Source organism: Leifsonia sp. 22587, from assembly GCF_052044215.1.
Taxonomy (GTDB): Bacteria; Actinomycetota; Actinomycetes; order Actinomycetales; family Microbacteriaceae; genus Leifsonia; species Leifsonia shinshuensis_C.
This window is the reverse complement of the sequence record NZ_JBQENB010000001.1, coordinates 446,803-469,158: the sequence shown is the minus strand read 5'-3', so window position 1 is coordinate 469,158 and position 22,356 is coordinate 446,803. Positions and strand designations below refer to the sequence as shown.

The following is a 22,356-nucleotide window of genomic DNA, read 5'->3' as shown; positions in this document are numbered from 1 at the left end:
CTCCCGGCATGCGCGAAGGCGTCCCGTAGACTTGCCCGACGGGGGAGCGCCGGCGACGGTGCGCGTGGTTCGTTGGGGAGGAAGTGCATGCCGTCACGCGGCAAGGCGCAGAAGCGCCGGGCGACGATGCGACTGGTCTACGTCGACTTCTGGTCGGCTCTGAAGATGTCGTTCCTGGTCAGCATCATCGTCGCGGCGATCACCGTGGTGGTCGGCCTGCTGCTCTGGTACGCGCTGGACCGGTTCGGCGTGGTGGGCGCCGCGAGCAACTTCCTGGAGGACATCGCCGGCGCGCAGGGCGCGAACCTCGTCGCCGGCCTGACGTTCCCGAACGTGATGACGTTCACGCTGGTGGTCGCGCTCCTCGAGGTGATCGTGGTCTCCGCGCTCGGCGCGATCTTCGCCGCCCTGTTCAACCTCGCCGTGCACGTGGTGGGCGGCTGGAAGGTCACGTTCGGGAGCGACTGAGCTCGAGTCCCCCGACGAACAGCCCGACGCCGAAGGCGAAGGCGGCCGCCGGGTCGTCCTCGTCGAGCGGCGACTCCGGGTGATCCACGAGCACACCGAGCGAGTCGTACTGGACGCGCTGCTGCTCGTGCGAGACATGGCCGAGCACGAAGTGGAGCAGCGCCGTCGCCGACCGGCGTGAGGTCTCGACGTCGAAGCCGCCGCGGGCGACCGCCAGGGCCAGCCGGTCGACGGTCCCCGGCGAGCCGAGGCCGAGGGCGAGCGTGCTGGAGACGACCTCGGCGCCGTCGCGGTAGGCGAGCAGCGCATCCCGCAGCGCGTCCGCCTCGGCGCGCACCGCATCCTGCCACGCGGCGTCCTCAGCGAGCGGCTCAGCCGTGCGCGCGGCGACGATGCGGTCGGCGAGCTCGGCGAGGAGCGTCTGCTTGTTCGGGAAGTGCCAGTACAGGGCGCTGGGCTGCACGTCGAGCGCGCCCGCCAGGCGGCGCATCGTGAGGTCGGCCAGTCCCAGGTCGTCGAGGATGCGGAGCGCCGCCTCGGCCACGTCGTCGCGTGAGTGCCGCCGTCCGGTTTCGTTCCCTGCCACCTCGTCAGTATAGTGAACACCGTTCAGGTGAACACCGTTCAGGTAAGGATGCGCCCGTGACCACCTCCACTCCCCCGACTCCATCCCGCCGCCGGCTCGACGCGACCGACCTCGCCCGCGTGGCGGTCTTCGCCGCCATCGTGGCCGTGCTCGGCCTCCCCGGCGGCCTCAGCGTCTTCGGCGCGGTGCCGATCACGGCGCAGACCCTCGGCGTGATGCTGGCGGGCGCCATCCTGGGCCCGTGGCTCGGCGCGCTGTCGATGGCGGTGCTGCTGGCCCTCGTGGCGGTCGGGCTGCCGCTGCTCTCCGGCGGCAGCGGCGGCATCGGCGTGTTCGTCGGCCCGAGCGCGGGCTACCTGTTCGGCTGGATCGCCGGCGCGCTGGTGATCGGCCTGATCGTGCACGCGGGTGGCCGCCGCCCGGTGTGGTGGCGCACGCTGCTCGGGATGATCGTGGGCGGCATCCTCGTCGTCTACGCGTTCGGCGTGCCGGTGCAGAGCCTGGTGACCCGCCTCCCGCTCGACACGACGGCGGCGCTGAGCCTCGTGTTCGTGCCCGGCGACCTCGTGAAGGCGGTGATCGCGACGGCCATCGTGATGACGCTGGTGCGCGCTTACCCGCGGGCGTTCCGCCGCACGTGGGTCGCGCCGCGCAGCGCGGTCCATCCGGCGGAGACCACGACCGTGACCGCGGAGACCGCGGTGACCGCGCCCGGCGCTGCGGAGGCCGCCGAGCCGACGCAGCCGGCCGAGCCGCGGGTGCCGTGACCGACTCCCCCGCGATCCTCCTCGACCACGTCGGCGTCCGGCTCGGCGACGTCGACGCCCTCCGGGACGTCAGCCTCGCGCTCGACGCCCGGACGGTCGCGGTCGTCGGTGAGAACGGCTCCGGCAAGTCGACGTTCGCGCGCCTGCTCGCCGGGCTGGTGACGGCCACCGACGGCGGCGTGCGCATCCTCGGCCACGATCCGGTGCGGCAGGCCGCCGAGCTGCGCCGTGAGGTCGCCGTCGTCTTCAGCAACCCCGATGCTCAGATCGTCATGCCGACGGTCGCGGAGGACGTCGCCTTCTCGCTGCGCCCCGAGCGACTGGGGCGCGACGAGACCGCACGGCGCGTGGACGAGGCGCTCGACCGCTTCGGACTGTCCGCGCTGCGCGACCGCTCCTCGCACGAGCTCTCCGGCGGCCAGAAGCAGCTGCTCGCCCTCGCGGGGGCGTTCGTCCGGCGCCCGCGGCTGGTCGTCGCCGACGAGCCGACCACGTACCTGGATGCGCGCAACGCCCGCCTCGTCGCCTCCCACCTGCTGGAGGACGCGGGCCACCGCCTCGTGCTGGTGACCCACGACCTGACGCTCGCGGCGCGCTGCGACGCGGCGGTCCTGTTCACCGCGGGCCGGGTGGAGGCGGTCGGGCATCCGGAGGACGTCATCGCCGAGTACGAGGCGGCGCTCACGTGCTGAGCCTCTACCGGCCCGGCAACGGCATCCTGCACCGGATGCCGGCGGGGCCGAAGCTGGTGCTCCTGCTGGTGCTCGTCTTGGCCGTCTCGCTCCTGCCCTCGCTGTGGTGGGCGGCCGGTGCGGCGGCGACGACGACCGTGGCCGCCTACGCCCTCGCGGGTCTCGACGACGGGATGCTCGGGATGCGCGAGCTGGCCCGGCAGACGATCGCGCTCCGCTGGCTGGTCGTCGTCACGCTCGGCGCCCAGCTGATCTTCCTGGGGCCCGAGCCCGCCGTCGCGAACACCGCGCGCGTCACCTGCGCCGTGCTGCTCGCCGGCCTGCTGGCCCTGACGACCCGCGTCTCTGCCCTCCTCGACGCCGTCGAGCGCGGCCTCCGCCCGCTCGAGCGGCTGCACCTCGACTCGGGGCGCGCGGCGGTGCTGCTGACCGTCACGCTCACGACCGTCCCCGTGCTCGCGCGGCTCGCGGGCGAGGTGCGGGAGGCGCAGCGTGCGCGGGGCGCCCGGCCCGGCGTACGCTTCTTCGCGGTGCCGTTCCTCATCCTCTCCCTCAAGCACGCCGACCAGCTCGGCGAGGCGCTCTCCGCGCGGGGCGTGCGATGACGGACCGTCCCCGCGTGCTCGGACCGGTCGTCGACGACGAGACCCGCTGCATCCACTACCGGTCGCCGCTCGACGTGATCGCGATCCGGTTCGCCTGCTGCGGGGAGTACTACCCGTGCCACCTGTGCCACGCCGAGGCGGCCGGGCATCCCGCCGAGCAGTGGCCCCGGGAGAGCCGGGACAGGGAGGCCGTGCTCTGCGGCGTCTGCGGCAGCGAGCTGACGATCGCCGAGTACCTCCGCGTCGACGCCTGCCCGCACTGCGCGGCGCCCTTCAACCCCGGCTGCCGGCTCCACACCCACCTGTACTTCGAGCCGTGACCCCCAGACCACGCGAGTGGTGAGCAGATGTCGCCAATCGGTGAGGATTGACGCATCCACTCACCACTCGGTGAGGGCTAGAACCAGCCGAAGATGCGGTCCAGCAGGTCGAGCAGCCAGTCGATCACCGGGATCCCGGTGGACGGCTTGTCCGCCTTGACCTTGAGCGTCGTCCAGCCGATCACTCCGTTGGAGGCGTTCTGCACCGACAGCTTGTGCTCGCCGTTGCCCGCGTCCTTCGGGATGGTCAGGGCGACCACACCGCTCGCCGGCACCTGCACCCAGCCGCCGCTGATGTTCTGCGGCTTCGAGTACAGCCAGACCGAGACCCACTCGCCGGCGTGCTTCGCGCCGACCGTGACCTGCGCGGCCTCACCCGGGCGGTAGGTGTCCTTGTCGACGGTGACCGCGTCCTTCAGCGCCTTGGTGAGCGCCGACTCCTTGGCCGCCTTCGGGTCCGCCCCCGGCTTCGGGTTGGACGGCGCGTCCGCCACGGTGAGCGGGACGCGGACGGTGGTGCCCGAGTCCGGAGCCGTCAGCACCAGGGTGCTGGCGCCCGCGGCGTCCGCCGGAACCGTGAAGGCGACCGTCGCGCTGCCCGCCGCATCCACCGGCACGCTGCCGAGCGCTGCGGAGCCGTTCCACGACAGGTCGAGCTTCGTGTTGGCCGGGCTGCCGAGCGAGGTGAGGTTCAGCTTGGACACCTGGAGGGTGACCTGCTGACCGCGCTGCAGCGTCCCGGTGGGCACGCCGCTCACGCCGACGCCGCGCTTCTCGAAGCTGGGCGACAGCGGGCTGTTCTTCTGGATGTAGCTGATCCACGCGTCGCGGTCGATCAGTCCGGAGTCCTTCGTGTTCGACCCGGCCGCGAAGGCACGGAAGTTGTCACCGCCCTGGATCAGGAAGGAGAACGAGCCGATCCGGTACGACTTCGCCGGGTCGATGGGCTTCCCGTTCACGAGGATGCTCGTGATCCGGTCGCCCTCCGGACGCGTCGCGTCGTAGGTGTAGCTGACGTTCTTCGACAGTCCCAGGTTGAGGAACGGCCGGCTCGGCACGGTGCCGTCGGCGTTGCGCTGCCACTGCTGCTCCAGCGCCTGCTTGAACTGCGCCCCGGTGAGGGACGTGGTCCACAGGTTGTTGACGAACGGCAGCACCGCGTTGGCCTGGGCGTACGTGATGCTCCCGTCGGTGCCGTACAGCAGCTCCGCCCGCAGACCACCCGGGTTCACCACGCCGATCTCGGCGCCGCCGAGCTCCTGCGAGGAGAGGGTGGACAGCAGCGAGTCGGCGACCAGGTTGCCGAGCGTGGACTCGCTCATGCGGTCGTCGCGGGCGCCGTTCAGGTAGGCGGTGGTGATGTCCTTCGTCACCGAGCCGACCTTCTGGTTGCCGATCACGGCCGCGTCGGCGAGCGCCTTGTCGACGATCGTCTCCACCGCGGCGACCCGCGGGTAGGCGGCGACCAGGGCGGCGTCGGCGTCCGTCGTCCGTGCGACGTTGCGCGCGGTGTAGGCGGTGACCGCATCCGTCTCCGGGTCGACGGTCAGGGTGACCTGGCCGATGTTCTCGCCATAGCTGCCGGTCTGGAGGATCGGGCGGGTCTTGCCGTCCACTCCGGGGATCGGAGCATCCCACGCGTACTGCTTGTGCGTGTGGCCGGTGAAGATCGCCGCGACCTTGGCGCTCGTCTTGGTGACGATGTCGGCGAACGCTCCGCCGGCCGCGACCTCCTGCTCGAGCGTTGCACCGTCGGGCGTGCCGAAGCCGGCGCCCTCGTGGTACTCCGCGACCAGCACGTCGGCCTCGCCGTTGGCGGGGTCGCCGTCGGTCAGCTCACCCGCGACGCGGTTGACCGCCTCGACCGGGTCGCCGAAGTCGAGCGACGAGACGCCGCCCGGCGAGACGAGCGTCGGGGTCTCCTGCGTCACGGCGCCGATCACGCCGACGGTCAGGCCGTCGACGTCGAAGGTGGCGTACTCGGGGAGGGCGGGGGTCTTCGTGCCCTTCTCGTAGACGTTCGCTCCGAGGTAGGAGAAGTCCGCCGCATCCTTCACGCGTCCGGTGAGGTCCGCGTAGCCCTTGTCGAACTCGTGGTTGCCGACCGCGCTGGTCTTGAGCCCCAGGGTGTTCAGGACGTCGAGCGTGGGGATGTCGCCCGCCGAGGCGGAGGCGAACAGGGAGGCGCCGATGTTGTCGCCGCTGGAGAGGAAGAGCGAGTTCGCCTCGCCGCCCTCCGCCTTCAGCTTCTCGATCGTGCCGGCGAACTTCACGGTGTTGGCGTCGATCCGGCCGTGGAAGTCGTTGATGTTCAGCAGGTTCAGCGTCACGGGCTTCGCGGCGAGACCGAGGCCCACCACGATCGGGTCGTGGTCGCTCGACCGGTACGGGTCGGCGGCGTAGAAGTTCGTGACGTTGTAGTTGTAGCGGCTGTACTCCAGCGCCACGGACTCGCCCGAGTTGATGTTCCAGACGTCCGCACCGGTGATGGCCGCGTTGGCCGCAGGCGACGCGAGGACGTGGTCGAGGGAGCCGGTCGTCCCGCCGAAGGAGTAGGTCGCCTTCGAGGTGCGTGTGCTGACCTGGTCGACGTAGCCCGCGTCGGTGAGGACCTTGATCGGGTCCTCCTTCAGGTAGGCGTTGAAGTCGCCGATGAGGAGCACCTTGTCGGTCTTCAGCGCCGCCTTGCGCTCGTCGGCGAAGGCGACCAGCGCGTTCGCCTGCTTCACGCGCGACGCGTTCGACGCGCCCTGGCCGTCGCCCTGGTCGGCGTCGGCGCCCGTGCCGGAACCCTTCGACTTGAAGTGGTTCACGATCGCGAGGAACGCCGACGAGTCCTTCGTGCCGACCTTCTTGAAGGCCTGCGCGAGCGGCTGCCGGGCGTTCGAGAACGCCGGGTCGTCGAGGATCTTCGACGCGCCGACGGGGACGGCGTTCGCCTTCTTGTAGATGAACGCGGTGCGGATCACGTCCTCGGTCGCCGGGAGCTGCGACGGCGATTTCACGTACGCCCACACCTCCGAGCCGGCGGCCGCGTTCAGCGCACCCACGAGGGTGGCGAGAGCGGAGTCGCGGTCCTCGCCGAAGCGGGCCGAGTTCTCGATCTCCTCCAGGGACACCACGTCGGCGCCGAGGCCGTTGATCGCCGCGACGATCTTGTCCTGCTGGCGCTTCAGGTTGGCGGCGTCCGCGGCGCCGCGCGCGTCGCATCCGCTGTTGACCGTGATCGGGTTGCCGTCGCGGTCGGTGTAGAACGTGCAGCCGCTCAGCTGGTCACCCGTGGTGGTGAAGTAGTTGAGCACGTTGAAGGTCGCCAGGCGCAGGTCGCCGCCGACGTTCTCCGGGGCTGCCGTGCGGGTGTTCGCGAAGGTCACCGGCTGCACGGTCGCCGCGTTTGCGGGCGTGAGCTCGGAGGTCGGCTGGAACTTCCAGGCGTTGTTGCGGTAATCGAGCACGACCGGCTTGGTGAACGTGACGGGCTCGCCGACACGGACCGGGTTGCTGAGCGACAGGTACGGCAGCGGCTTCGACTTGTTGGCCGCGCTGAGGAAGTTGGTCGACGCGCCGTCGTCCAGCGTCACCGCGCGGGCGGCGTTGTCGGCCACGACGGCGGCGTACTCGGCCGTGCCGGGGCGGGCGGCCTCGGTCGGCTGCACGAGGGTCGTGGAGCCGGCAGCCAGCCCGATCTCGCCGTACTGGTTCGCCGAGTAGACGTCGGTGACCGTGAAGGCGCCCTGCGGGGCGACCAGCATGCCCTCGAGGCTCTCGCGCTGAGCGGCCGTCGCCGGGAGGCCGACCGTCGCGGGCGCGGGGGCCGTGACCGTGGAGGCGTCGAGCTTGGTGACGGTGCCCGCGGTGATCTCCGTGAGGCCGTTGAACTCGCTGACCGCGCCGGTGACCTTCACGTAGTCGCCCTGCGCGACACCGGCCGCGGCGGACGAGCCGTACACGAAGACGGCGTCGGAGGCGGTGTGGGTCGCCAGGTCGACGGCGCCGCCGGTGCCCGGGGTCTGGATGTAGAAGCCGTTGAACCCGCCGGTCGCGTACTGCGCGGTCACGACACCGGTGGTGGTGACGGTCGTGCCCGCCTTCGGGCTGGTGTCCCCGGTGCCCTGGATGTCGGCGATGGCGACCGTGTCGGCCGGGGTTCCCGGGTCTCCCGTCCCGGGGTCGCCGGTGCCCGGGTCGCCGGGAGTGGAGGCCGTGTTCTGCGGCGTGATGGTCGCGCTCAGCGTGAAGTCGGCGCTGTTGTCGTCGGTGTCGGCGGCATTCGTGCGCACGAGCGACTTCACGTCGGTGTTGCCCGACGGGGCGGTCGCCTTCGCCTTCTCGAACGTGTTCGGGGTGCCGTAGCCGAGGAGATCGGCGACGTTCGGGTCGGAGGTCACCGAGCCGGTCGGCAGCGTCAAAGCGGAGGCCGACTTGGCGAGGATGAGCGTGCCGGTGGTGCCGCTCGGGTTGAGGGCGTTCCCTGCGGCGTCGGGCGTCGGCAGCGCCTGGCCGTTGGCGCCGTTGGAGCCGCCCCCGACCAGGTAGTAGCCCTTGGCGGCGATGGAACCGGTGAGCGGCACGACGCCGGTCGACGCGCTCGTGCCGGTGGCCGGGCGGTACTGCAGGCTCCAGCCCGACAGGCTGACCGCGCTGGCACCCGGGTTGTAGAGCTCGACGAACTTGTTCGTGTAGGCCGCGCCGGCGCTGCCGCCGGACAGGTAGGCCTCGTTGATGACGACACCCGTGCCGTCGGAGCTGGCGAAGGCGGGGGTGGCGACGAGCGCACCGGCGGCGAGGCCGGCTCCCGCGATCGCGGCGGCGGTGGCGCGCGCCAGCCTGCCGAATCTGGTTGACATTGTTCTCCTCGGTCGGTGAGGTGCGTGGGATGAGTCCGCGGCCAACGTAGAGAAGCCGTCGAACGGGACTGTTTCTCGTGTGTGAACGTACAGAAAACTCATTGAGGGGTAGACCGCTCATTTGAGCACCGCACGGGGGCGACGGCGGATGCGCCATGATGAGAGGCATGCGGATCGACGAGATCGCCCACTTCCGGGCCTTGGCCGCGGAGGGGCATCCCGCCCTCGCCGCCGAGACCCTCGGCGTCTCGCAGTCCACGCTGACGCGGTCCCTCGCCCGGCTGGAGCAGGAGATGGGCGTCGAGCTGTTCGACCGCCGCCGCGGCCACCTGGAGCTCAACCAGTACGGCGAGATCCTGCTCGCGCACGCGGTGCGCGCCGAGTCCGAGCTCGAGAACGCGCGCGCCCGCATCGAGGCGCTCCGCGACCCGTCCGGCGGAACCGTCTCCCTCGCCTACGTGTCCTCGTTCGGCGGGTGGCTCATCCCCCGGGTCATCAGCGAGTACCGCGGACTGTTCCCGGACATCCGCTTCGTGCTGCGCGGCGGCACGGCGGACACGGTGCTGGATGCGCTCCGCGACGGTGCGGCGGACCTCGCCTTCCTCAGCCCCGACCCGCGCGACCCGGAGATCGAGTGGAAGCCGCTCACCGCCGAGCGTCTCGTGCTCGGGGTGCCGGAGGGCCATCCACTCGCGGGGCGGGACGCCGTGAGCGTGCCCGACCTCGAACCGTACGACCTCGTGGCGCTGCGGACCGGCTCGGGCCTGCGGCACATCGCGGACGCCTACTTCTCGGCGCACGGCGTGGTCATGAACCCGGTGATCGAGGTCACCGAGCTGTCGACGCTGCGCGGCCTGGTGCGGGATGCGGTGGGCGTGGCGCTCATCCCGGACACCCCGGTGGAGCCCGGCATCGTCGCCGTGCCGCTGCGCGACGAGGCGCGCCGCATCATCGGCCTCGCCCGCAACCGCAGCCGCTCGCAGTCGGCCGCCGCCGAGCAGTTCGCGCGCTTCGTGCACGAGGAGCTCGACTCGCTCGCCGAGTGATCGGCGACGGTCGCGCGTCGGCGACGGTCGCGCGTCAGCGGTGGCCGAGCGTCAGCGGTGGCCGAGCGTCAGCAGGAGTCGGCCCAGAGCCGGCGCGGCCGCTCGGGGTCGGTGTCGTCGAGCAGGACGGACGCCACTTCGCGCGGGGCGCCGAGCGGGTCCTTCTGGCCGGTCGTGACGAACGACCAGTCGGGGCTGCGCTCCGGGTCGTGCTCGACCCAGAGCGAGAAGTTCCAGAAGCCGCGGAAGTCGGGGCCGAGCAGTCCCCGCCCCGCCACGACGAGCACCGCTTCGCGCTCACGGAAGGGGGCGACGACATCCGCGCGGAAAGCGTCGGCGGTCGTCCCCTCGGTCACGTCGGCGCGCTCGGTCTCCTGGCCGGCGTCGCGCAGCGCCGCGGCGAGCGCGTCGGCCACCCGGCCGGGGTCGCTCTCGGGCACGCCTGTCACCGCGAGGAACCGCGGGCCTCGCCGGTAGTGCTGCAGGAACTCCGCCGCCACCTCCGCGAAGAACTCCCGCTGTGCGGTCCCGGGCTGGGTGTCGGTCATGGTGCTCCTTCCGGCCGTTCGCTGGTGGGAACGCTACGCGCCCACCCGGCATTCCGGCACCGGCGCGCGGATCAGTCGTTCCGCTGGAGCGTCCCGATCTTCTTCCCCGACGAGTCGTAGACCACCATCGTGTTCCCGTCGGCCTTGCCGCTCTCGGCCGTCGACATCCACGTGTCGACGTCGGCGCACGCCTTCTGGGTCGTCGCGACCGTGCCCAGTTCGATCGTCGTGCCCGAGATCGTGCCCTTGCCCGACATCGTGTTGCATCCGTCCGACCCGGTGTAGGAGCCGTCGGAGTCGATGATCAGGTTGGGCTCACCGGGATCGGTGCTCCCCCACTTGCCCGGGACGTCGCTGCTCGGCTGCGGCGTGCATCCCGTCAGCATCAGCAGCGCGACCACGATGGCCGCCGCTCCCGCTCTCCGTGTGCTCTCCATGGCGCCGGACGCTACGCCCCGCCGGCCGGGCGCGAAAGGCAGTACCGGGTGCGCCGAAGCCGTCCGGCGGCTACCGTGGGGACATGGCACAGGAGCGTCTCTTCGGCATGAGCTTCGCCCGCATCTACCCGCTGTACGTGGCGAAGGTGGAGCGCAAGGGCCGCAGCACCGAGGACCTCGACACGGTCATCACCTGGCTGACCGGGTACGATCGCGCCGGCCTCGACGCCGCCATCGAACGCGGGGTCGACCTGCAGACGTTCTTCGCCGAGGCCCCGCGCATGAACCCCGACGCCTCCCTCATCACCGGCGTGATCTGCGGCGTGCGGGTGGAGGACATCGAGGACCCACTGATGCAGAGGATCCGCTACCTCGACAAGCTCGTCGACGAGGTGGCGGGCGGCAAGAAGATGTCGTCGATCCTGCGGGGGCAGCCCGTCAGTCGTCCGGCGTGAGCACCTGCTCGACCGACGCGTCGTCGCGCACGGTCCCGGGAACCGTCTCCTGGTACAGGTAGGCGGCGGCCTCCGGCCAGGAGCTCGCGTCCGCCAGGCGGAAGACGTCGACCGCGCGCACGCCCTCGAACGTGGTCGAGGCGCGCAGCATCTCCGCCGGCCGGTCGGAGATCACCGGCAGCCGGATGCTGAACGGATCACGATCCTCCTCGGGGAAGAGGAAGAGCGCGAGGAACGTCGGCTCGGCCATCGTTCCCCCAACCCCCTCGGTGCAGCGCTGTCGCCCGCATGATGCACCCGGGGGTGACGGCCCGGCAACACACCATCTGGGAGCATCCCGTCACCGAGGTGAAGTTCTCCCTTACAAATCCCAGCCCGAGGGAGCACAATCCCGGCATGAGCAGCGCTGCCACCAGCGCGTCCGACGAGGGCCTCCGCCCGCCGGACGCCGTACCCGAGATCCCGGAGGAGCAGGCCGTGACCATGGTCCACCTGTCGTCCGAGCGCGAGGCCGAACTCCGGTCGCGCGCGAAGGAGTGGATCGACGAGCTCGCCGCCGCCGACCCCGACAGCGACGCGTTCCGCCGCAAGATCACCGGGTTCTCGAGCCTGGGCGTCGCCGAGATGCGCGAGTCGGGGGACGCCTCCCGCCGGATGCTGAGCCGCCCGGCCGCCTCCCTCGCCGCAGCGCGCGGCAAGGCGGTCCGCACCGATCCGCAGTACGGCGTGCTGCGCACCCTGCAGGAGTTGCGCGCGACGGTGAGCGACTTCGACCCGGAGTACCTGACCGGACGCTACCGGATGCTGTCCCGGGTTCCGGGCGGCCGGCGCCTCCGCCAGTACGTGCAGCGGTTCGAGTCCGCCCAGAAGCAGCTCGACGGGATCGTCGCCTCCCTGGACCACGGCCAGGAGTGGCTGCGCCGCGACAACGTCGAGATCGAGGAGGAGCGCGCCGCCCTCTGGAAGACCACCGAGCGGCTGAACGAGTACGTCGTGCTCGCCGGTGCGCTCGACCGGGCGACCGTCGACAAGGCCTCCGAGCTCCGGGTCACGGACCCCGACCGCGCCACGCGGCTCGAGAAAGAGGCGCTGTTCCCCATCCGCCAGCGCCGCCAGGACCTGACCGCCCAGATCGCCGTCTCGGTGCAGGCCTACCTGGCGCTCGACGTCATCAAGAAGAACAACGTCGAGCTGGTGAAGGGCGTCGAGCGCGCCAAGACGACGACGGTCTCCGCCCTGCGGACGGCGGTCGTGGTCGCACAGGCGCTCGAGAACCAGCGCATGGTCATCGACCAGCTCGGCGCGCTGCACGACAGCACGAACTCCCTGATCGACCGGACCGGTGACGTCCTGCGCCGCCAGACCGAGCAGATCCAGAAGGAGCAGACATCCACCGCCGTCGACGTCGAGGTGCTCCAGCGAGCGTTCGACAACGTCTTCGCCACGATGGACAGCATCGAGACCTACCGCGACGGCGCCGTGAAGAACATGGCGAGGACGGTGGATGCGCTCGAGCAGCAGGTCGCCCGCTCCCGCGAATATCTCCGCAAATCGCGCCCGGAGGGGACCCGCGCCCCGTAGGCTGCGGCCGTCCGCTCCACACCATCCACTCACCCGGAGGTCACCATGGACCACCTGCACGGTTCCGCCGCCGAACGGCTCGCCCAGCTCGACGAGATCTCGGGCGGCGACGAAGAGGTCTCGAAGGAGTGGCTGACGCACCAGTTGCGCACCACCCTCCAGGAGCTCGCCGAGGCCGAGCCCGTCGTCGCCGCCGAGCAGGACCGCCGCGAGGACTACTGAGCCGCGCACCCGCCCCCCGTCAGGCGCGGGCGATCCCCGCGATCTGCGTGTTGAACGGCAGGAACGGGGTGTGCAGCCGGTAGTGCTCGACCTGCACGTCCGCGAATCCCGCCCGGCGCACGGCGCCCTCAAGGTCGCGCTCGCACGAGCATCCCTCGAAGGTCCACCCCCACGGGCGGCGGAACGCCCGCTGGGCCGCTCGCGTCGGCGTGCCCTGCGGCGCGACGACGTGCTCCACGAAGCGGAACGTGCCGCCCGGGCGGAGGATGCGGCGGACCTCGGCGAGCGCCGCATCCGGGTCGGCCACGGAGCACAGCACGAGCGAGGAGATGACGGTGTCCGCGCCCCCGTCCGGCAGGCCGGTCCGCTCCGCCATCCGCTCGCGAAGGTCGAGGCGGATGCCGTGCCCGGCCGCCGCCGCCCGCAGGCGGTCGTGCATGGCGCGGTTGGGCTCGAGGGCGATGAGCGTCGCGCCGGCCGGGAGGTAGGGCAGGTTCGCCCCGACTCCGGAGCCGATCTCGACCACCTCGCCCGGCAGGTCCGCGAACACCCGCTCCTTGTGCGGGTGGAGTGCGGAGTCCAAGTACGGGCCCATCGCGTGGAAGAACGCGGAGTTGAAGCGCCCGCGGAGGCGGTGCTGCGGGAACTCCTGCGTCGCCTCGGTGTGTGTCGGCGCCTCGGTGCGTGTCGGCGTCTCGGTCATCGGTTGCTCCTGTCGTCGCGGATCGATGACGCCAGCCTGCGCGCCGCGCGGCCCGCGGGCAGGCGGGGAACTACCCCAGTCAGCGCCGTTCCGCGTACCAGGCCGCGATCTGCGCCCGCGAGCGGAAGCCGAGCCGCAGGCGGATGCGCTCGACGTGTCCCTCGGCCGACCGCTCGTCGATGCCGAGGCGTTCGGCGATCTCGCGGTTCGTGCGTCCCTCCCCCACCAGCGCGGCGACCTCCTGCTGCCGCGGCGTGAGCGTCCCGGCCGGCGTCCGCGCGACGCGGAGGCCGAGGAAGCGGCGGATGGTCGCGACCAGTGCGGGCGCGTCGCCGGCCCACGGGAGGTGCGACCGCCCGGGCAGGACGGCGAGCCGGGCGCCCGGGATCCCGTCGCGGAGCGCCTCCGCCTGGGCGAGCGGCGCCGCCCGGTCGTCGGCCCGGTGCACCACGAGGGTCGGCGCCGCGACCTGGGGCAGGAGCGGGGTGACGTCGAGCGCATAGCTCAGCTCCAGCAGTGCACGGGCCGTCGCGGCGCTAGACGACTCCCGCTGGTACCGCCCGAACGCCGCGCGGGCGGATGCGGGCGCGTCCGGCGCGAAGATGTCGGTGAGCACGTCGGAGCCCAGTCCCCAGTGCGAGGCGACGAGGCCCAGGATGTGCTCCCGCGCGCTCGCGGGCGAGATGAGCGGCCCCGACGCCCACCCGCCGTACAGCACCAGCCGCCGGACCGTCCCGGGATGCGCGGCCGCCCATGCCACGGCCACCGGCGCGCCGAGGGAGGCGCCGATCAGGTCGAACGGTTCGTCGCCGAGCTCCGCCACGACGGCGGCGAGCTGCTCGAGCTCGTACTCCAGCGACGGCGCACGCGAGGTCGGGGCCGAGAGACCGCATCCGGCCCGGTCGTACCGGACCAGGCGGCACCCCGCGGCGAGGCCCTCCAGGAACGCGCGCTCTTCCGGCAGCTCCCACCCGCGCTCCAGGTGACTGAGCCAGCCGGAGACGTAGACCACCGGCCGCCCCTCGCCGACGGTGGCCACGGCGAGCGCGGAGCCGTCGGCCGTCGTGACCCGGGAGAGGCGCTGCTGCACGCGTCCATTGTGGCCGTCGGCGGCGACGGACGCGACGCTACCGCCGGGCGCGCACACCCGCCGCGAGCTCGGCCGCCGCGGACCCGTCCGCATCTAGACTCCTCACAGCGAGGAGACGGGAGGACAGGTGAGCGCAGATAGCGCCGCCACGCGGCCGCGCCACGGGTACTGGCTGCTCGCGTCCATCCCGCTCGCCCTGGCGATCGACGTGTGCTGTGCCGCGTTCGGCCGGTTCTGGTGGTGCGCCTTCAACACCTGCCTCTACGCGCCCGGCGACGTCGTCGGCACCAGCCTGTGGGTGGCGGCCGCCGGGGTCGTGATGTTCCTGGCGGTGGCGCTGCCGCCGTGGATACCCGGCTGGCGCCGCGCCGCCATCGCCGGCGGAGCCGCACTGATCGTCGCGGTGCCGGCTGCGCTGTTCGCGTTCCGGGTCATCTGACGACCGTGGCCGCGCACAGAGACCAGGACGAGAGGTGCAGTATGCGGATGTGGGACCATGCGATGGTGCGCCCCACTCGTTCCCGACTGCTGGCCGCTGCCGTCGTCGTTGCCGTGATCGCGACGCTCAGTGGGTGCGCTCCGGTCGTCGTCCCCGACAGGCTGCTCGCCGGCACCTGGCAGAGCGACCCGGACCCGGACGGTCACCGGGCCGTCCTCGTCGTGGGTCGAGACCACAGCTTCCGCGCCTGCGGCGTCCCAGATCCGGTGCTGCAGGCGGCCCTGGGCGACGTCGCCGATTGGGACCACCGCGTCGACCTCCGCGGCCACTGGACCCGGAGCGAGGACGACAAGGTCGATATGGACGCGAACACCCTCTACCAGGCTGGGCTACGCCGGACCGTCGGCATCGGCGACGAGCTCTACATCGGCGGAGACTTCGGCGGAGCAACCCTCTACCAGTATCTCGGCGACCCCGACAGCGGTCACCGGTTCACGTTCCGCCCGACCCGCTCCGCCACCTGCACCCTCCCGTCCTGACGGATGCGGGCGCCCGCGACGCTACTGCCGGGCCGGCACTCCCGCTGCGAGCTCGGCGAAGACGTCGACCGCGTCGTCGTGCCGGGACAGGCCGGCGGCCTGGCCCATCCAGAGCGAGAGCAGTTCGGGGTCGCCCAGCTCGGCGGCCCGGCGGCGGAAGACGCCGGTGAGGATGTTCTGCAGCGGGAAGGACGCACGCGTCCCGCTCTCCTCGATCGTGCGCACGGCGCGGTTCGGGAGGCCGCGAGCGGGCCGGCCGCTCATCGAGCGCGTGAGCACAGTCTCGTGGGCGAGCGCGCCGCGCATCCGCTCCCGGTGCACGGGCGGTGCGACCGACTGCCGGGTCGCGAGGAAGGCCGATCCGACCTGCACTCCCGCGGCGCCCAGCGCGAACGCCGCCGCGACCCCGCGCCGGTCGGCGATGCCTCCCGCAGCGATGACCGGCACCGAGACCGCGTCGACGACCTGCGGGATGAGCGCCATGCTTCCGACGAGGCTCGCCTCGGGAGCCGCCAGGAACGACGGCCGGTGCCCCGCGGCCTCCAGACCCGACGCGACGATCGCATCCACCCCGCCCGCTTCGAGCGCCTGCGCCTCCGGCACGGTGGTCGCCGCCCCGATCACGCGGACGCCCTCACGGTGTGCGCGCTCGACCACGTCGGCCGACGGCACACCGAACACGAAGCTGACGGCGGCCGGCCGGGCGGCGAGCACGGCCTCCAGCTGCTCCTCGAACGGCGGGAGGCCGGGGACGGGCCACGCCGGGGGCTCGACGCCGGCCTCGGCGAACAGCCGGCCGAGGCAGGCGACGGCACGGTCGAACTCGGCGCGGTCGAAGCCGTCGCCGGGAGCCCGCTCGCCAGGACCCTGGTAGGGCAGCCACAGGTTGAGCGCGAACGGCCGGGCGGTGCGTTCCCGGATCTCCGCCGCCACGGCGGCGATCCGCTCCGGGCCGAGCCCGTACAGGCCGAACGACCCGAGGCCGCCCGCGCTGCTCACCGTCGCGGTCAGCTCGACCGAGGACAGACCGCCGAACGGGCCGAGCACGACGGGTGTCTGGATGGCGAGCAGGTCGCGAAGCTCGGTGTTCACGGTGCAAATATACGAGCCTGATCCGATCGGGTGCGGATGTGCGATAATCGTTCGTGTACTAACTAATGGATGGACGGGGACACGATGGCCGGCCGCTTCTGGCGCTTCTACGAGAAGGCCAACGATGTCGTCCGCACGTTCACCGGTCCCGCCCAGCTCGGGGCGGGACACCCGGAGGAGCCGGATGTCCGGCGCGCCGACGCCGCCTGCCCGCTGTGCGGCAAGCCGCTGGACCAGCACCGGATCGAGCGGTTCGCGGACTCGCGCACGTCGACGCGCATCCACTGCCCTTAGCGGCGACGGACGGCCCGGCCGGCCCAGCGGTCAGGCGGCCGCCTGCGTGACCTCCTGGTTGCGGAAGTGCCCGAACAGCATCGCGACGAGTCCGACGACCGCCCAACCGGTGAGCACCAGCCACGGGAAGGCGGTGCTCGCGTCCGGGAAGTACGACAGGTCGCGTAGCAGCGTCACCGACGCACCCGGCACGAACCACTGACCCACGGCGCCCCACGGCCCGACGAGGAACTGGAGCGGCTGAGCGGCCGCGGACAGCGGGTTGCCGACCAGCACGGTCAGCACCGCGCCGACGGCGATGCCGGGCCGGCCGAGCAGGGCGTTCATCCCGACGATGAAGGCGGCGGTCGCGAGCATCGAGAGGCCCACAGCGAGCGAGTTGAGCCAGAAGCCGCCCTGCAGGATGCCGAACCAGCCCTGCAGGATCGCCGTCACGCCGAGCCCGCCGATCACGGCGTAGAGCACCACCGCCGTGAGCCGTCGCCAGCTTCCGACGACCAGCAGCGAGATCAGGATGCCGCCGAGCATCCCGCCGAGCACGAGCGGGAACGCGGCCGCGGCGAGGCCGAGGCCCCGCGCGTCCGTCGATGCGAGCGGCACGATGTCGGTGACGGGGACCGTCACAGTGGGCGCGCGCGTGCCGGCCGGCGCCCGGCCGGCGGCGACGGCGGCGGCCACGGCGGCATCCGCCTGCTTCTGCGCGGCCGCCTGGAGCTTGCCGGCGACCTGCGTGAGGATCTGGGTCACGGCCGCGCCGTTCGCGGACGCCGTGAGCACCTCCGGCTTCTGCCCGATGACGATCGCGCCGTAGACGTCGCGCGTCTTGATGAGGTCGACCGCGTCGCTGCGGTCCGCGACGGCGGTCACGTCGAATGCGCCCTCCGCGGCGGCGTCGAGCTGCTTCTCCACCTGCGCCACGGCGGCCGGCTGGCCGGCGACGGCGATCGGCAGATCTTTGACCGTCGACGTGACCGTCGGCCAGAGGAAGGCCAGGAGCACGACGACGACGATCGCAGCGGCGCCGACGGCGAGGAGCACCGCGCGCAGCCAGGGGGTGTGCGGCGCGGGCGCTCCGCCGGACGGGACGGCGGGCCGGTCCGATTCGGACACGGCAGGTGTGGCGGTGAGCATGGCGACCTCCCAAAAAACGAATACTCGTTCTTTATGGTGATGCGGTTGCACGGTATTGTCAAGAACGATCATTCTTTTTGTCGTCCCGGGGAGGAGCCGAGCGCCATGCCGAAGGTCACCGACGAGCACCGGGCGGCACGCCGCCACCAGATCGTCACCGCTGCGCTCCGCTGCTTCGCCCGTTCCGGCTTCCAGCAGACCTCGATGGCCGACATCATCGCCGAGTCCGGGCTCTCCGCCGGGGCCATCTACGGGCACTACAAGAGCAAGGAGGAACTCATGGAGCTCGCCGTCTCCGAGATCCTCGACGCCCGTTTCCTCGATCTCGCCCAGGCCCGCCGGCGTGACCCGCTGGTCTCCCCCGCGGAGCTGGTGCGCATGCTCGTCGAAGGGCTGACAGCGCAGATCGGCGACCTGCAGCTGCTGCTCCAGGTGTGGGGGCAGGTGCCCATCAACGCCAAGCTGCGGAACCTGGCCGGCACGATCGGCGGCCGCATCCGCGGCATGTTCGCGGGCTACCTGACCGAGTACTACACGCGCGTCGTGGGGCTGCCGCCCGAAGAGGCGGAGCCGGCGGCGGAGGCGGACGCGCCGCTGTATGTCGGGCTGGTGCAGGGTTACGTCGTCCAGAGCGTCCTCTTCGAGGACTTCGATCGCCGGGGCTACCTGGAGGCCGTCGAGCGCGTGGCGGCCGCGGTGCGGACGAACCCGATCACACCGGTCCCCTAGCCAAGCGAGGAAACGCGCCCCTACACTGACGCCATCGTCCGGGTACCCGGCACCGGCGGGCGTTCAGCGGCGACCTGTCAGCGAGCATCCTCCGCTGAAGTCACGCGCGAAGAGGGCGACGATGACAGACGAACAATCCACCGGCATGACGGTGGTCCTGGTGCACGGCGCATTCGCCGACGCCGGCAGCTGGGCCGCGGTGACGCAGCTCCTCCAAGCGGAAGGCGTGCACGTGCTCGCCCCGGCCGTGCCCCTGCGGGGGCTCCTCTCCGACGCCGCCTACCTGCGGCACATGCTCACCCAGCTGGACGGGACGTTCCTGCTGGTGGGCCACTCGTACGGCGGGGCGGTGATCACCAATGCGGCGACCGGGGTGGACGCCGTGAAAGGTCTCGTCTTCGTCTCCGGCTTCGCCCCCCGAGGAGGGCCAGACGCTCGGCGAGGTGGAGGGCACGTCGCGCGACAGCGCCCTGGCTCCCGCGCTCGTGCAGCGCACCTATCCGACGGGCGACGGCGACGCCACGGCGGTCGAGCTGTACGTGAACGAGGCCGACTTCCCGCACGTCTTCGCGGGCGACCTGTCTCCCGAGCAGGGCGCGGTCCTCGGCTCCGCACAGCGTCCCGTCGCGGCCGCGGCCTTCGACGAGAAGAACGGCGCACCCGCCTGGAAGAACCTGCCGTCGTGGGCCGTCGTCGCGACCGGGGACAAGGCCGCGGGGTCGGATGTGCTGCTCGGAATGGCGAAGCAGGCCGGGGCCCAGCTCACCACGCTGGAGGGCTCGCACCTGATCATGGTCTCGCAACCGCGCGCCGTGGCCGACGTGATCCTCGGCGCCATCCAATCGGTGAGCCGATGACGGACGACGCGCACGACGCGCTGGCCGGCCGCCTCAAGCGCACCGAGGTGCAGCGACGGACGTCGTCCATCCCCGGCCGCATCATCGTGCAGGTGCTCACCGAGATCCCGGACGGCGTCGAGTCCGGCTGGCACACGCATCCCGGCGAGGAGGTCGGCTACATCGTCGCCGGTTCCGTCGAGATGCGGATCAGTGGAGCGGACACCCTGCACCTCGAAGCGGGCTCCGGGTTCCTGATCCCGCCCGGCACGCCGCACAACGCCAAGGACGTGGGGCCGGGCACCGGCCGCATGCTGTCCACGTACCTGGTGGATCCGGACGCGCCGCTCGCGAGCTTCGTCGACCCGCCGGGATAGCCGACCTCAGCGCCGCTCGACCGCGGCGTCCGCCCGCCGGAGCACGCTCTCGGCGCGACGGGCGCCGCGGCGGACGCTGGTGACCAGCACGAGCGACCGGACGGCGACCGCGAGCACCACCACGGTGGCCAGCGCCACCACCAGCCAGGCGACGAGCTGCCATCCGGCGAAGCCCGCGATGGACAGCCACTCGACGCCGTACCCCGCCGCGGCCGCCACCGGGAATGTGAACGACCAGAATCCCAGCGAGAACGGGAGCACCCGGTAGCGCGTGATGAGCGCGAGCTGCTGCAGCGCCATCACCACGAGGAGGCCGAGCAGCGCCGTCGAGACCGCGTCCGCGTGCTCGCCGTTCATCGTGAACCACGCGGTGCCGGCGACAGCGGGCGGCGCGAGCAGGATGGCGCAGGTCGGGGTGAGCGCCGCCGGCAGCGGCGGGAAGAATGCCAGCCGCGCGAGCAGGACGGTCGAGATCACGATCCAGAAGAAGATTCCTACCGCGAAGGCTGCCATCGCAACTCCTGGCAGTCCGACCTTGAACGATGTCGTCGCCCCGATCAGACCCGCGGCGACCGTCGGGAGCAGGTAGCCGCCGTGGAACGCCTCCGGCGGGAGGCTGCCCGTGTGCCAATACGCCAGGATCCAGCCGGCGAACCCGGCGGCCACCACGAGCGAGACGACCACGACGACGAGGCCCGCGACGGGGACGAAACGGTACAGGTCGGCGCCCAGCAGCATCCCGACGACCGGCACCAGTGCCGCGATCGGGCCCTGCGCGGGGTGCCGCAGCTGCGCAGCAAGCGTCTCGGCGCTCCGGGCGCCGCGCCGCAGATGCGCGACGATGAGCCACAGCCACGCGACGAGGACGACCACCCAGAGCAGCTGTCCGATCAGCTCCGGCACGCCGAGGAGCCGGCCTGCCGTGGTCCAGACCCCCGCCAGACCGGCCAGGCCGAACGCGATGGCCAGGGTGTTGAGCGGGATGCGCTGGGCCGAACGCCGTCGCGCGGGCGTGTCCGGGGTATCGCCTGCGAGAGTGCTCACGGCCGTCCTTTCGTCGGAGCCTCACGCTAGCGCGGGCCGCGTCCCCCGAAAAGCGAGCACGCGGCGAGGGCCGGTGACAGACTGAGCCCATGACCTCCCCCGTCCTGCTCATCACCGGCACCTCGTCCGGCATCGGTCTGGAGTCGGCCGTCGCCGCCGCCCGTCACGGCTTCCGCGTGGTCGCCACCATGCGCGACCTCGACAAGGCCGAGCCGCTCCGCGCCGCGGCCGGGGAGGCGGGCGTCGACCTCGACCTCCAGCGCTTGGACGTCACGGACGAGCGCTCCGTCGCCGACTGCATCGGCTACATCCGGGAGGCCTACGGGCGACTGGATGCCCTGCTCAACAACGCGGGCGCCGGCCACGTCGGGACCATCGAGCTGGAGAGCATCGACGACGTGCGCTCGGTGATGGAGGTGAACTTCTTCGGCGTCGTCTCCCTCACCCGTGCCGCCCTGCCGATGCTGCGCGAGAGCCGTGGACGCGTCGTCACCGTCTCGAGCGTCGGCGGCGTCGTGGGCCAGCCGTTCAACGAGGCGTACTGCGCGGCGAAGTTCGCCGTCGAGGGCTTCATGGAGTCGCTGACGCCCGTCGCCGCCACCGTCGGCGTCCGCGTGACCGTCGTCGAGCCGGGAGCCGTGAGCACCGAGTTCGTCGCGAACGTCGGACTCGACGCGAACCACCCCGCCTACGGCACCCCGTACGAGCCCGCGTTCAGCGCCTACCTCGCCCGCACGGCCGGGGCCTTCGATCCCTCGGTCGCGCAGGCGCCCGAGGGCGTCGCCGGGGTCATCCTCGGCGTGCTCGACGCGGAGCAGCCGCCGGCGCGCATCCAGACCTCCGAGAACGCGGTCCGCTTCGCCGGGATCAAGCTCTCCGACCTCGACGGCTCGCACGTGCAGGCCGTCACTGCGCACTGGGTGCAGTAGCGCAGGAATGCCCGAGCCTCGTTCAGCCCGCGAGTTCGCGCACGAACGTCAGCAGTTGCAGCGTCCGGCCGTCCGGAAGCGCAATGGTGCCCTCGCGCTCGGAGCGGCGGCTGAAGCCCAGCTTGCGGTACAGGGCGTGGGCGCCGAGCATGTCCGGCCCGCTGTTCATGACGACCGCATGCTGGCCGCGAGCGGCCGCCTGCTCCATCGCGAACTCGGTGAGCGCGATCCCGATCCCCCGGCCGCGGGCGTCCGGATGGGTGGCGAGCAGGCGGAAGTACAGCTCGTCCGGGCCGATCCGGCCGCCGTCGTCGATCCCCTGCCTGAGCAGGGCGATCGTGCCGAGCAGCGCGCCGGTGCGCGCATCCTCGGCCACGAAGAACTCGTACTCGTCGGCCAGCGCCTCGGGGTGCTTGAGCTCCTCGCGATAGTTCGCGGGCAGGTCGTCGTAGTCGCGCGTGTAAGCCGAGTGGGTGAGTTCGCCGATCGCGGGGAACTCGTCGGGGGATGCGGGGCGGATGACGAACGTGGAGGTCACCCGTCCAGTATCGCCCGCGCGGCCGACACGGCCGGCCGCGC

Annotated in this window: 27 protein-coding genes and 1 pseudogene; 17 read left to right on the top strand and 11 right to left on the bottom strand. The window is 72.0% G+C overall.

The genetic code is table 11. The annotated features are described in order from the left end of the window. Positions 1 to 87: 87 nt before the first annotated feature. Positions 88 to 468 (top strand): DUF3566 domain-containing protein, encoded by a 381-nt coding sequence (locus tag ACTJI1_RS02320; protein ID WP_310131078.1) that lies wholly within the window; start codon positions 88 to 90, stop codon positions 466 to 468. Here the strand turns inward: ACTJI1_RS02320 and ACTJI1_RS02315 are convergent. Further along, positions 449 to 958, bottom strand: coding sequence for a TetR/AcrR family transcriptional regulator C-terminal domain-containing protein (locus ACTJI1_RS02315; RefSeq protein ID WP_440742167.1), 510 nt, complete (start codon positions 956 to 958; stop codon positions 449 to 451). The two genes, ACTJI1_RS02320 and ACTJI1_RS02315, sit on opposite strands and share 20 nt — an antisense overlap. Before the next feature lie 152 nt (positions 959 to 1,110). On the opposite strand from ACTJI1_RS02315, the gene ACTJI1_RS02310 reads away from it, so the two are divergent. Genes ACTJI1_RS02310 through ACTJI1_RS02295 form a run of 4 tightly spaced genes read left to right on the top strand, consistent with a single transcriptional unit; the run spans position 1,111 to position 3,438 of the window. Continuing rightward, the gene (locus ACTJI1_RS02310) at positions 1,111 to 1,821 is read left to right on the top strand and encodes a biotin transporter BioY (protein WP_440741407.1); all 711 of its coding nucleotides are present in this window, start codon (positions 1,111 to 1,113) and stop codon (positions 1,819 to 1,821) included. Next, positions 1,818 to 2,513 (top strand): energy-coupling factor ABC transporter ATP-binding protein, encoded by a 696-nt coding sequence (locus ACTJI1_RS02305; protein ID WP_440741406.1) that lies wholly within the window; start codon positions 1,818 to 1,820, stop codon positions 2,511 to 2,513. Before ACTJI1_RS02310 ends, ACTJI1_RS02305 begins: the two co-directional genes overlap by 4 nt. Continuing rightward, positions 2,507 to 3,118 carry a CbiQ family ECF transporter T component gene (locus tag ACTJI1_RS02300; protein ID WP_440741405.1) on the top strand — a complete coding sequence of 204 codons (612 nt, stop codon included), beginning with the start codon at positions 2,507 to 2,509 and terminating at the stop codon, positions 3,116 to 3,118. Before ACTJI1_RS02305 ends, ACTJI1_RS02300 begins: the two co-directional genes overlap by 7 nt. After that, positions 3,115 to 3,438, top strand: a complete 324-nt coding sequence (locus ACTJI1_RS02295) for a CHY zinc finger protein (RefSeq protein WP_310131090.1) — start codon at positions 3,115 to 3,117, stop codon at positions 3,436 to 3,438. The genes ACTJI1_RS02300 and ACTJI1_RS02295 overlap by 4 nt, the downstream gene beginning before the upstream one ends. Before the next feature lie 77 nt (positions 3,439 to 3,515). Here ACTJI1_RS02295 and ACTJI1_RS02290 read toward each other — a convergent pair whose 3' ends face one another. Continuing rightward, positions 3,516 to 8,285, bottom strand: a complete 4,770-nt coding sequence (locus tag ACTJI1_RS02290; RefSeq protein ID WP_440741404.1) for an ExeM/NucH family extracellular endonuclease — start codon at positions 8,283 to 8,285, stop codon at positions 3,516 to 3,518. A gap of 167 nt (positions 8,286 to 8,452) precedes the next feature. Here ACTJI1_RS02290 and ACTJI1_RS02285 point away from each other — a divergent pair, with 167 nt between their 5' ends. Then, positions 8,453 to 9,331: a LysR family transcriptional regulator gene (locus tag ACTJI1_RS02285; protein WP_310131094.1), complete on the top strand. Its 879-nt coding sequence runs from the start codon at positions 8,453 to 8,455 to the stop codon at positions 9,329 to 9,331. Between the two features lie 68 nt (positions 9,332 to 9,399). On the opposite strand, the gene ACTJI1_RS02280 is transcribed toward ACTJI1_RS02285, so the two are convergent. Further along, entirely contained in the window at positions 9,400 to 9,879 is a 480-nt protein-coding gene (locus ACTJI1_RS02280) for a hypothetical protein (RefSeq protein WP_440741403.1), read from the bottom strand. 71 nt (positions 9,880 to 9,950) lie between these two features. Continuing rightward, positions 9,951 to 10,316, bottom strand: a complete 366-nt coding sequence (locus ACTJI1_RS02275; protein ID WP_440741402.1) for an META domain-containing protein — start codon at positions 10,314 to 10,316, stop codon at positions 9,951 to 9,953. A gap of 83 nt (positions 10,317 to 10,399) precedes the next feature. Between ACTJI1_RS02275 and ACTJI1_RS02270 the strand changes: the two genes are divergently transcribed. Beyond that, positions 10,400 to 10,771 carry a DUF2200 domain-containing protein gene (locus tag ACTJI1_RS02270; RefSeq protein WP_440741401.1) on the top strand — a complete coding sequence of 124 codons (372 nt, stop codon included), beginning with the start codon at positions 10,400 to 10,402 and terminating at the stop codon, positions 10,769 to 10,771. On the opposite strand, the gene ACTJI1_RS02265 is transcribed toward ACTJI1_RS02270, so the two are convergent. Then, the gene (locus ACTJI1_RS02265; RefSeq protein WP_310131104.1) at positions 10,755 to 11,021 is read right to left on the bottom strand and encodes a hypothetical protein; all 267 of its coding nucleotides are present in this window, start codon (positions 11,019 to 11,021) and stop codon (positions 10,755 to 10,757) included. The genes ACTJI1_RS02270 and ACTJI1_RS02265 overlap by 17 nt on opposite strands. A 146-nt stretch (positions 11,022 to 11,167) precedes the next feature. Here ACTJI1_RS02265 and ACTJI1_RS02260 point away from each other — a divergent pair, with 146 nt between their 5' ends. Together ACTJI1_RS02260 and ACTJI1_RS02255 are read left to right on the top strand one after the other, a co-directional pair. Then, positions 11,168 to 12,352, top strand: coding sequence for a toxic anion resistance protein (locus ACTJI1_RS02260; protein WP_310131107.1), 1,185 nt, complete (start codon positions 11,168 to 11,170; stop codon positions 12,350 to 12,352). 45 nt (positions 12,353 to 12,397) lie between these two features. After that, a complete protein-coding gene (locus tag ACTJI1_RS02255) occupies positions 12,398 to 12,574 on the top strand; it encodes a hypothetical protein (RefSeq protein WP_310131110.1) in 177 nt (58 codons plus the stop codon). Between the two features lie 19 nt (positions 12,575 to 12,593). Here ACTJI1_RS02255 and ACTJI1_RS02250 read toward each other — a convergent pair whose 3' ends face one another. Further along, the gene (locus ACTJI1_RS02250) at positions 12,594 to 13,277 is read right to left on the bottom strand and encodes a class I SAM-dependent methyltransferase (protein WP_440741400.1); all 684 of its coding nucleotides are present in this window, start codon (positions 13,275 to 13,277) and stop codon (positions 12,594 to 12,596) included. A gap of 79 nt (positions 13,278 to 13,356) precedes the next feature. Continuing rightward, positions 13,357 to 14,460, bottom strand: coding sequence for an alpha/beta fold hydrolase (locus ACTJI1_RS02245; RefSeq protein ID WP_440741399.1), 1,104 nt, complete (start codon positions 14,458 to 14,460; stop codon positions 13,357 to 13,359). Between the two features lie 34 nt (positions 14,461 to 14,494). Between ACTJI1_RS02245 and ACTJI1_RS02240 the strand changes: the two genes are divergently transcribed. Together ACTJI1_RS02240 and ACTJI1_RS02235 are read left to right on the top strand one after the other, a co-directional pair. Next, positions 14,495 to 14,806 (top strand): hypothetical protein, encoded by a 312-nt coding sequence (locus tag ACTJI1_RS02240; RefSeq protein ID WP_440741398.1) that lies wholly within the window; start codon positions 14,495 to 14,497, stop codon positions 14,804 to 14,806. Positions 14,807 to 14,868: 62 nt separating this feature from the next. Continuing rightward, complete coding sequence (locus ACTJI1_RS02235) at positions 14,869 to 15,345, top strand: hypothetical protein (RefSeq protein WP_440741397.1); 477 nt, start codon at positions 14,869 to 14,871, stop codon at positions 15,343 to 15,345. 21 nt (positions 15,346 to 15,366) lie between these two features. Here ACTJI1_RS02235 and ACTJI1_RS02230 read toward each other — a convergent pair whose 3' ends face one another. Beyond that, complete coding sequence (locus ACTJI1_RS02230) at positions 15,367 to 16,437, bottom strand: NAD(P)H-dependent flavin oxidoreductase (RefSeq protein ID WP_440741396.1); 1,071 nt, start codon at positions 16,435 to 16,437, stop codon at positions 15,367 to 15,369. A gap of 69 nt (positions 16,438 to 16,506) precedes the next feature. On the opposite strand from ACTJI1_RS02230, the gene ACTJI1_RS02225 reads away from it, so the two are divergent. Beyond that, a complete protein-coding gene (locus tag ACTJI1_RS02225; RefSeq protein WP_310131152.1) occupies positions 16,507 to 16,731 on the top strand; it encodes a hypothetical protein in 225 nt (74 codons plus the stop codon). Positions 16,732 to 16,761: 30 nt separating this feature from the next. Here ACTJI1_RS02225 and ACTJI1_RS02220 read toward each other — a convergent pair whose 3' ends face one another. After that, positions 16,762 to 17,862, bottom strand: coding sequence for an ABC transporter permease (locus ACTJI1_RS02220; protein WP_440741395.1), 1,101 nt, complete (start codon positions 17,860 to 17,862; stop codon positions 16,762 to 16,764). Between the two features lie 105 nt (positions 17,863 to 17,967). On the opposite strand from ACTJI1_RS02220, the gene ACTJI1_RS02215 reads away from it, so the two are divergent. The 4 genes and pseudogenes from ACTJI1_RS02215 to ACTJI1_RS02200 all read left to right on the top strand — a co-directional run bounded on the left by ACTJI1_RS02215 (position 17,968) and on the right by ACTJI1_RS02200 (position 19,804). Further along, on the top strand, positions 17,968 to 18,591 hold the full coding sequence (locus ACTJI1_RS02215; protein WP_310131155.1) for a TetR/AcrR family transcriptional regulator: 624 nt from the start codon (positions 17,968 to 17,970) through the stop codon (positions 18,589 to 18,591). A gap of 121 nt (positions 18,592 to 18,712) precedes the next feature. Further along, positions 18,713 to 19,264 (top strand): annotated as a pseudogene (locus ACTJI1_RS02210) (alpha/beta fold hydrolase); the annotation flags it as partial. Between the two features lie 64 nt (positions 19,265 to 19,328). After that, positions 19,329 to 19,448: a hypothetical protein gene (locus tag ACTJI1_RS02205; protein ID WP_440742166.1), complete on the top strand. Its 120-nt coding sequence runs from the start codon at positions 19,329 to 19,331 to the stop codon at positions 19,446 to 19,448. Then, positions 19,445 to 19,804 carry a cupin domain-containing protein gene (locus ACTJI1_RS02200; RefSeq protein ID WP_310131158.1) on the top strand — a complete coding sequence of 120 codons (360 nt, stop codon included), beginning with the start codon at positions 19,445 to 19,447 and terminating at the stop codon, positions 19,802 to 19,804. Before ACTJI1_RS02205 ends, ACTJI1_RS02200 begins: the two co-directional genes overlap by 4 nt. A gap of 6 nt (positions 19,805 to 19,810) precedes the next feature. Here ACTJI1_RS02200 and ACTJI1_RS02195 read toward each other — a convergent pair whose 3' ends face one another. Beyond that, a complete protein-coding gene (locus ACTJI1_RS02195; protein WP_440741394.1) occupies positions 19,811 to 20,848 on the bottom strand; it encodes a transporter in 1,038 nt (345 codons plus the stop codon). Between the two features lie 89 nt (positions 20,849 to 20,937). Between ACTJI1_RS02195 and ACTJI1_RS02190 the strand changes: the two genes are divergently transcribed. After that, positions 20,938 to 21,777, top strand: coding sequence for an SDR family NAD(P)-dependent oxidoreductase (locus ACTJI1_RS02190; protein ID WP_440741393.1), 840 nt, complete (start codon positions 20,938 to 20,940; stop codon positions 21,775 to 21,777). A 22-nt stretch (positions 21,778 to 21,799) separates the two neighbouring features. Here ACTJI1_RS02190 and ACTJI1_RS02185 read toward each other — a convergent pair whose 3' ends face one another. Beyond that, positions 21,800 to 22,315, bottom strand: a complete 516-nt coding sequence (locus ACTJI1_RS02185; RefSeq protein WP_440741392.1) for a GNAT family N-acetyltransferase — start codon at positions 22,313 to 22,315, stop codon at positions 21,800 to 21,802. Positions 22,316 to 22,356: the final 41 nt, after the last annotated feature.

What these genes read in the sequence shown, in the direction of transcription:
- ACTJI1_RS02320 (WP_310131078.1), top strand. Translation starts at nt 88, where the DNA reads ATGCCGTCACGCGGCAAGGCGCAGAAGCGCCGGGCGACGATGCGACTG.
- ACTJI1_RS02315 (WP_440742167.1), bottom strand. Translation starts at nt 958, where the DNA reads ATGCGCCGCCTGGCGGGCGCGCTCGACGTGCAGCCCAGCGCCCTGTAC.
- ACTJI1_RS02295 (WP_310131090.1), top strand. Translation starts at nt 3,115, where the DNA reads ATGACGGACCGTCCCCGCGTGCTCGGACCGGTCGTCGACGACGAGACC.
- ACTJI1_RS02290 (WP_440741404.1), bottom strand. Translation starts at nt 8,285, where the DNA reads ATGTCAACCAGATTCGGCAGGCTGGCGCGCGCCACCGCCGCCGCGATC.
- ACTJI1_RS02285 (WP_310131094.1), top strand. Translation starts at nt 8,453, where the DNA reads ATGCGGATCGACGAGATCGCCCACTTCCGGGCCTTGGCCGCGGAGGGG.
- ACTJI1_RS02280 (WP_440741403.1), bottom strand. Translation starts at nt 9,879, where the DNA reads ATGACCGACACCCAGCCCGGGACCGCACAGCGGGAGTTCTTCGCGGAG.
- ACTJI1_RS02275 (WP_440741402.1), bottom strand. Translation starts at nt 10,316, where the DNA reads ATGGAGAGCACACGGAGAGCGGGAGCGGCGGCCATCGTGGTCGCGCTG.
- ACTJI1_RS02270 (WP_440741401.1), top strand. Translation starts at nt 10,400, where the DNA reads ATGGCACAGGAGCGTCTCTTCGGCATGAGCTTCGCCCGCATCTACCCG.
- ACTJI1_RS02265 (WP_310131104.1), bottom strand. Translation starts at nt 11,021, where the DNA reads ATGGCCGAGCCGACGTTCCTCGCGCTCTTCCTCTTCCCCGAGGAGGAT.
- ACTJI1_RS02260 (WP_310131107.1), top strand. Translation starts at nt 11,168, where the DNA reads ATGAGCAGCGCTGCCACCAGCGCGTCCGACGAGGGCCTCCGCCCGCCG.
- ACTJI1_RS02255 (WP_310131110.1), top strand. Translation starts at nt 12,398, where the DNA reads ATGGACCACCTGCACGGTTCCGCCGCCGAACGGCTCGCCCAGCTCGAC.
- ACTJI1_RS02250 (WP_440741400.1), bottom strand. Translation starts at nt 13,277, where the DNA reads ATGACCGAGACGCCGACACGCACCGAGGCGCCGACACACACCGAGGCG.
- ACTJI1_RS02245 (WP_440741399.1), bottom strand. Translation starts at nt 14,460, where the DNA reads ATGCGGACGGGTCCGCGGCGGCCGAGCTCGCGGCGGGTGTGCGCGCCC.
- ACTJI1_RS02235 (WP_440741397.1), top strand. Translation starts at nt 14,869, where the DNA reads ATGGTGCGCCCCACTCGTTCCCGACTGCTGGCCGCTGCCGTCGTCGTT.
- ACTJI1_RS02225 (WP_310131152.1), top strand. Translation starts at nt 16,507, where the DNA reads ATGGACGGGGACACGATGGCCGGCCGCTTCTGGCGCTTCTACGAGAAG.
- ACTJI1_RS02220 (WP_440741395.1), bottom strand. Translation starts at nt 17,862, where the DNA reads ATGCTCACCGCCACACCTGCCGTGTCCGAATCGGACCGGCCCGCCGTC.
- ACTJI1_RS02215 (WP_310131155.1), top strand. Translation starts at nt 17,968, where the DNA reads ATGCCGAAGGTCACCGACGAGCACCGGGCGGCACGCCGCCACCAGATC.
- ACTJI1_RS02205 (WP_440742166.1), top strand. Translation starts at nt 19,329, where the DNA reads ATGGCGAAGCAGGCCGGGGCCCAGCTCACCACGCTGGAGGGCTCGCAC.
- ACTJI1_RS02200 (WP_310131158.1), top strand. Translation starts at nt 19,445, where the DNA reads ATGACGGACGACGCGCACGACGCGCTGGCCGGCCGCCTCAAGCGCACC.
- ACTJI1_RS02190 (WP_440741393.1), top strand. Translation starts at nt 20,938, where the DNA reads ATGACCTCCCCCGTCCTGCTCATCACCGGCACCTCGTCCGGCATCGGT.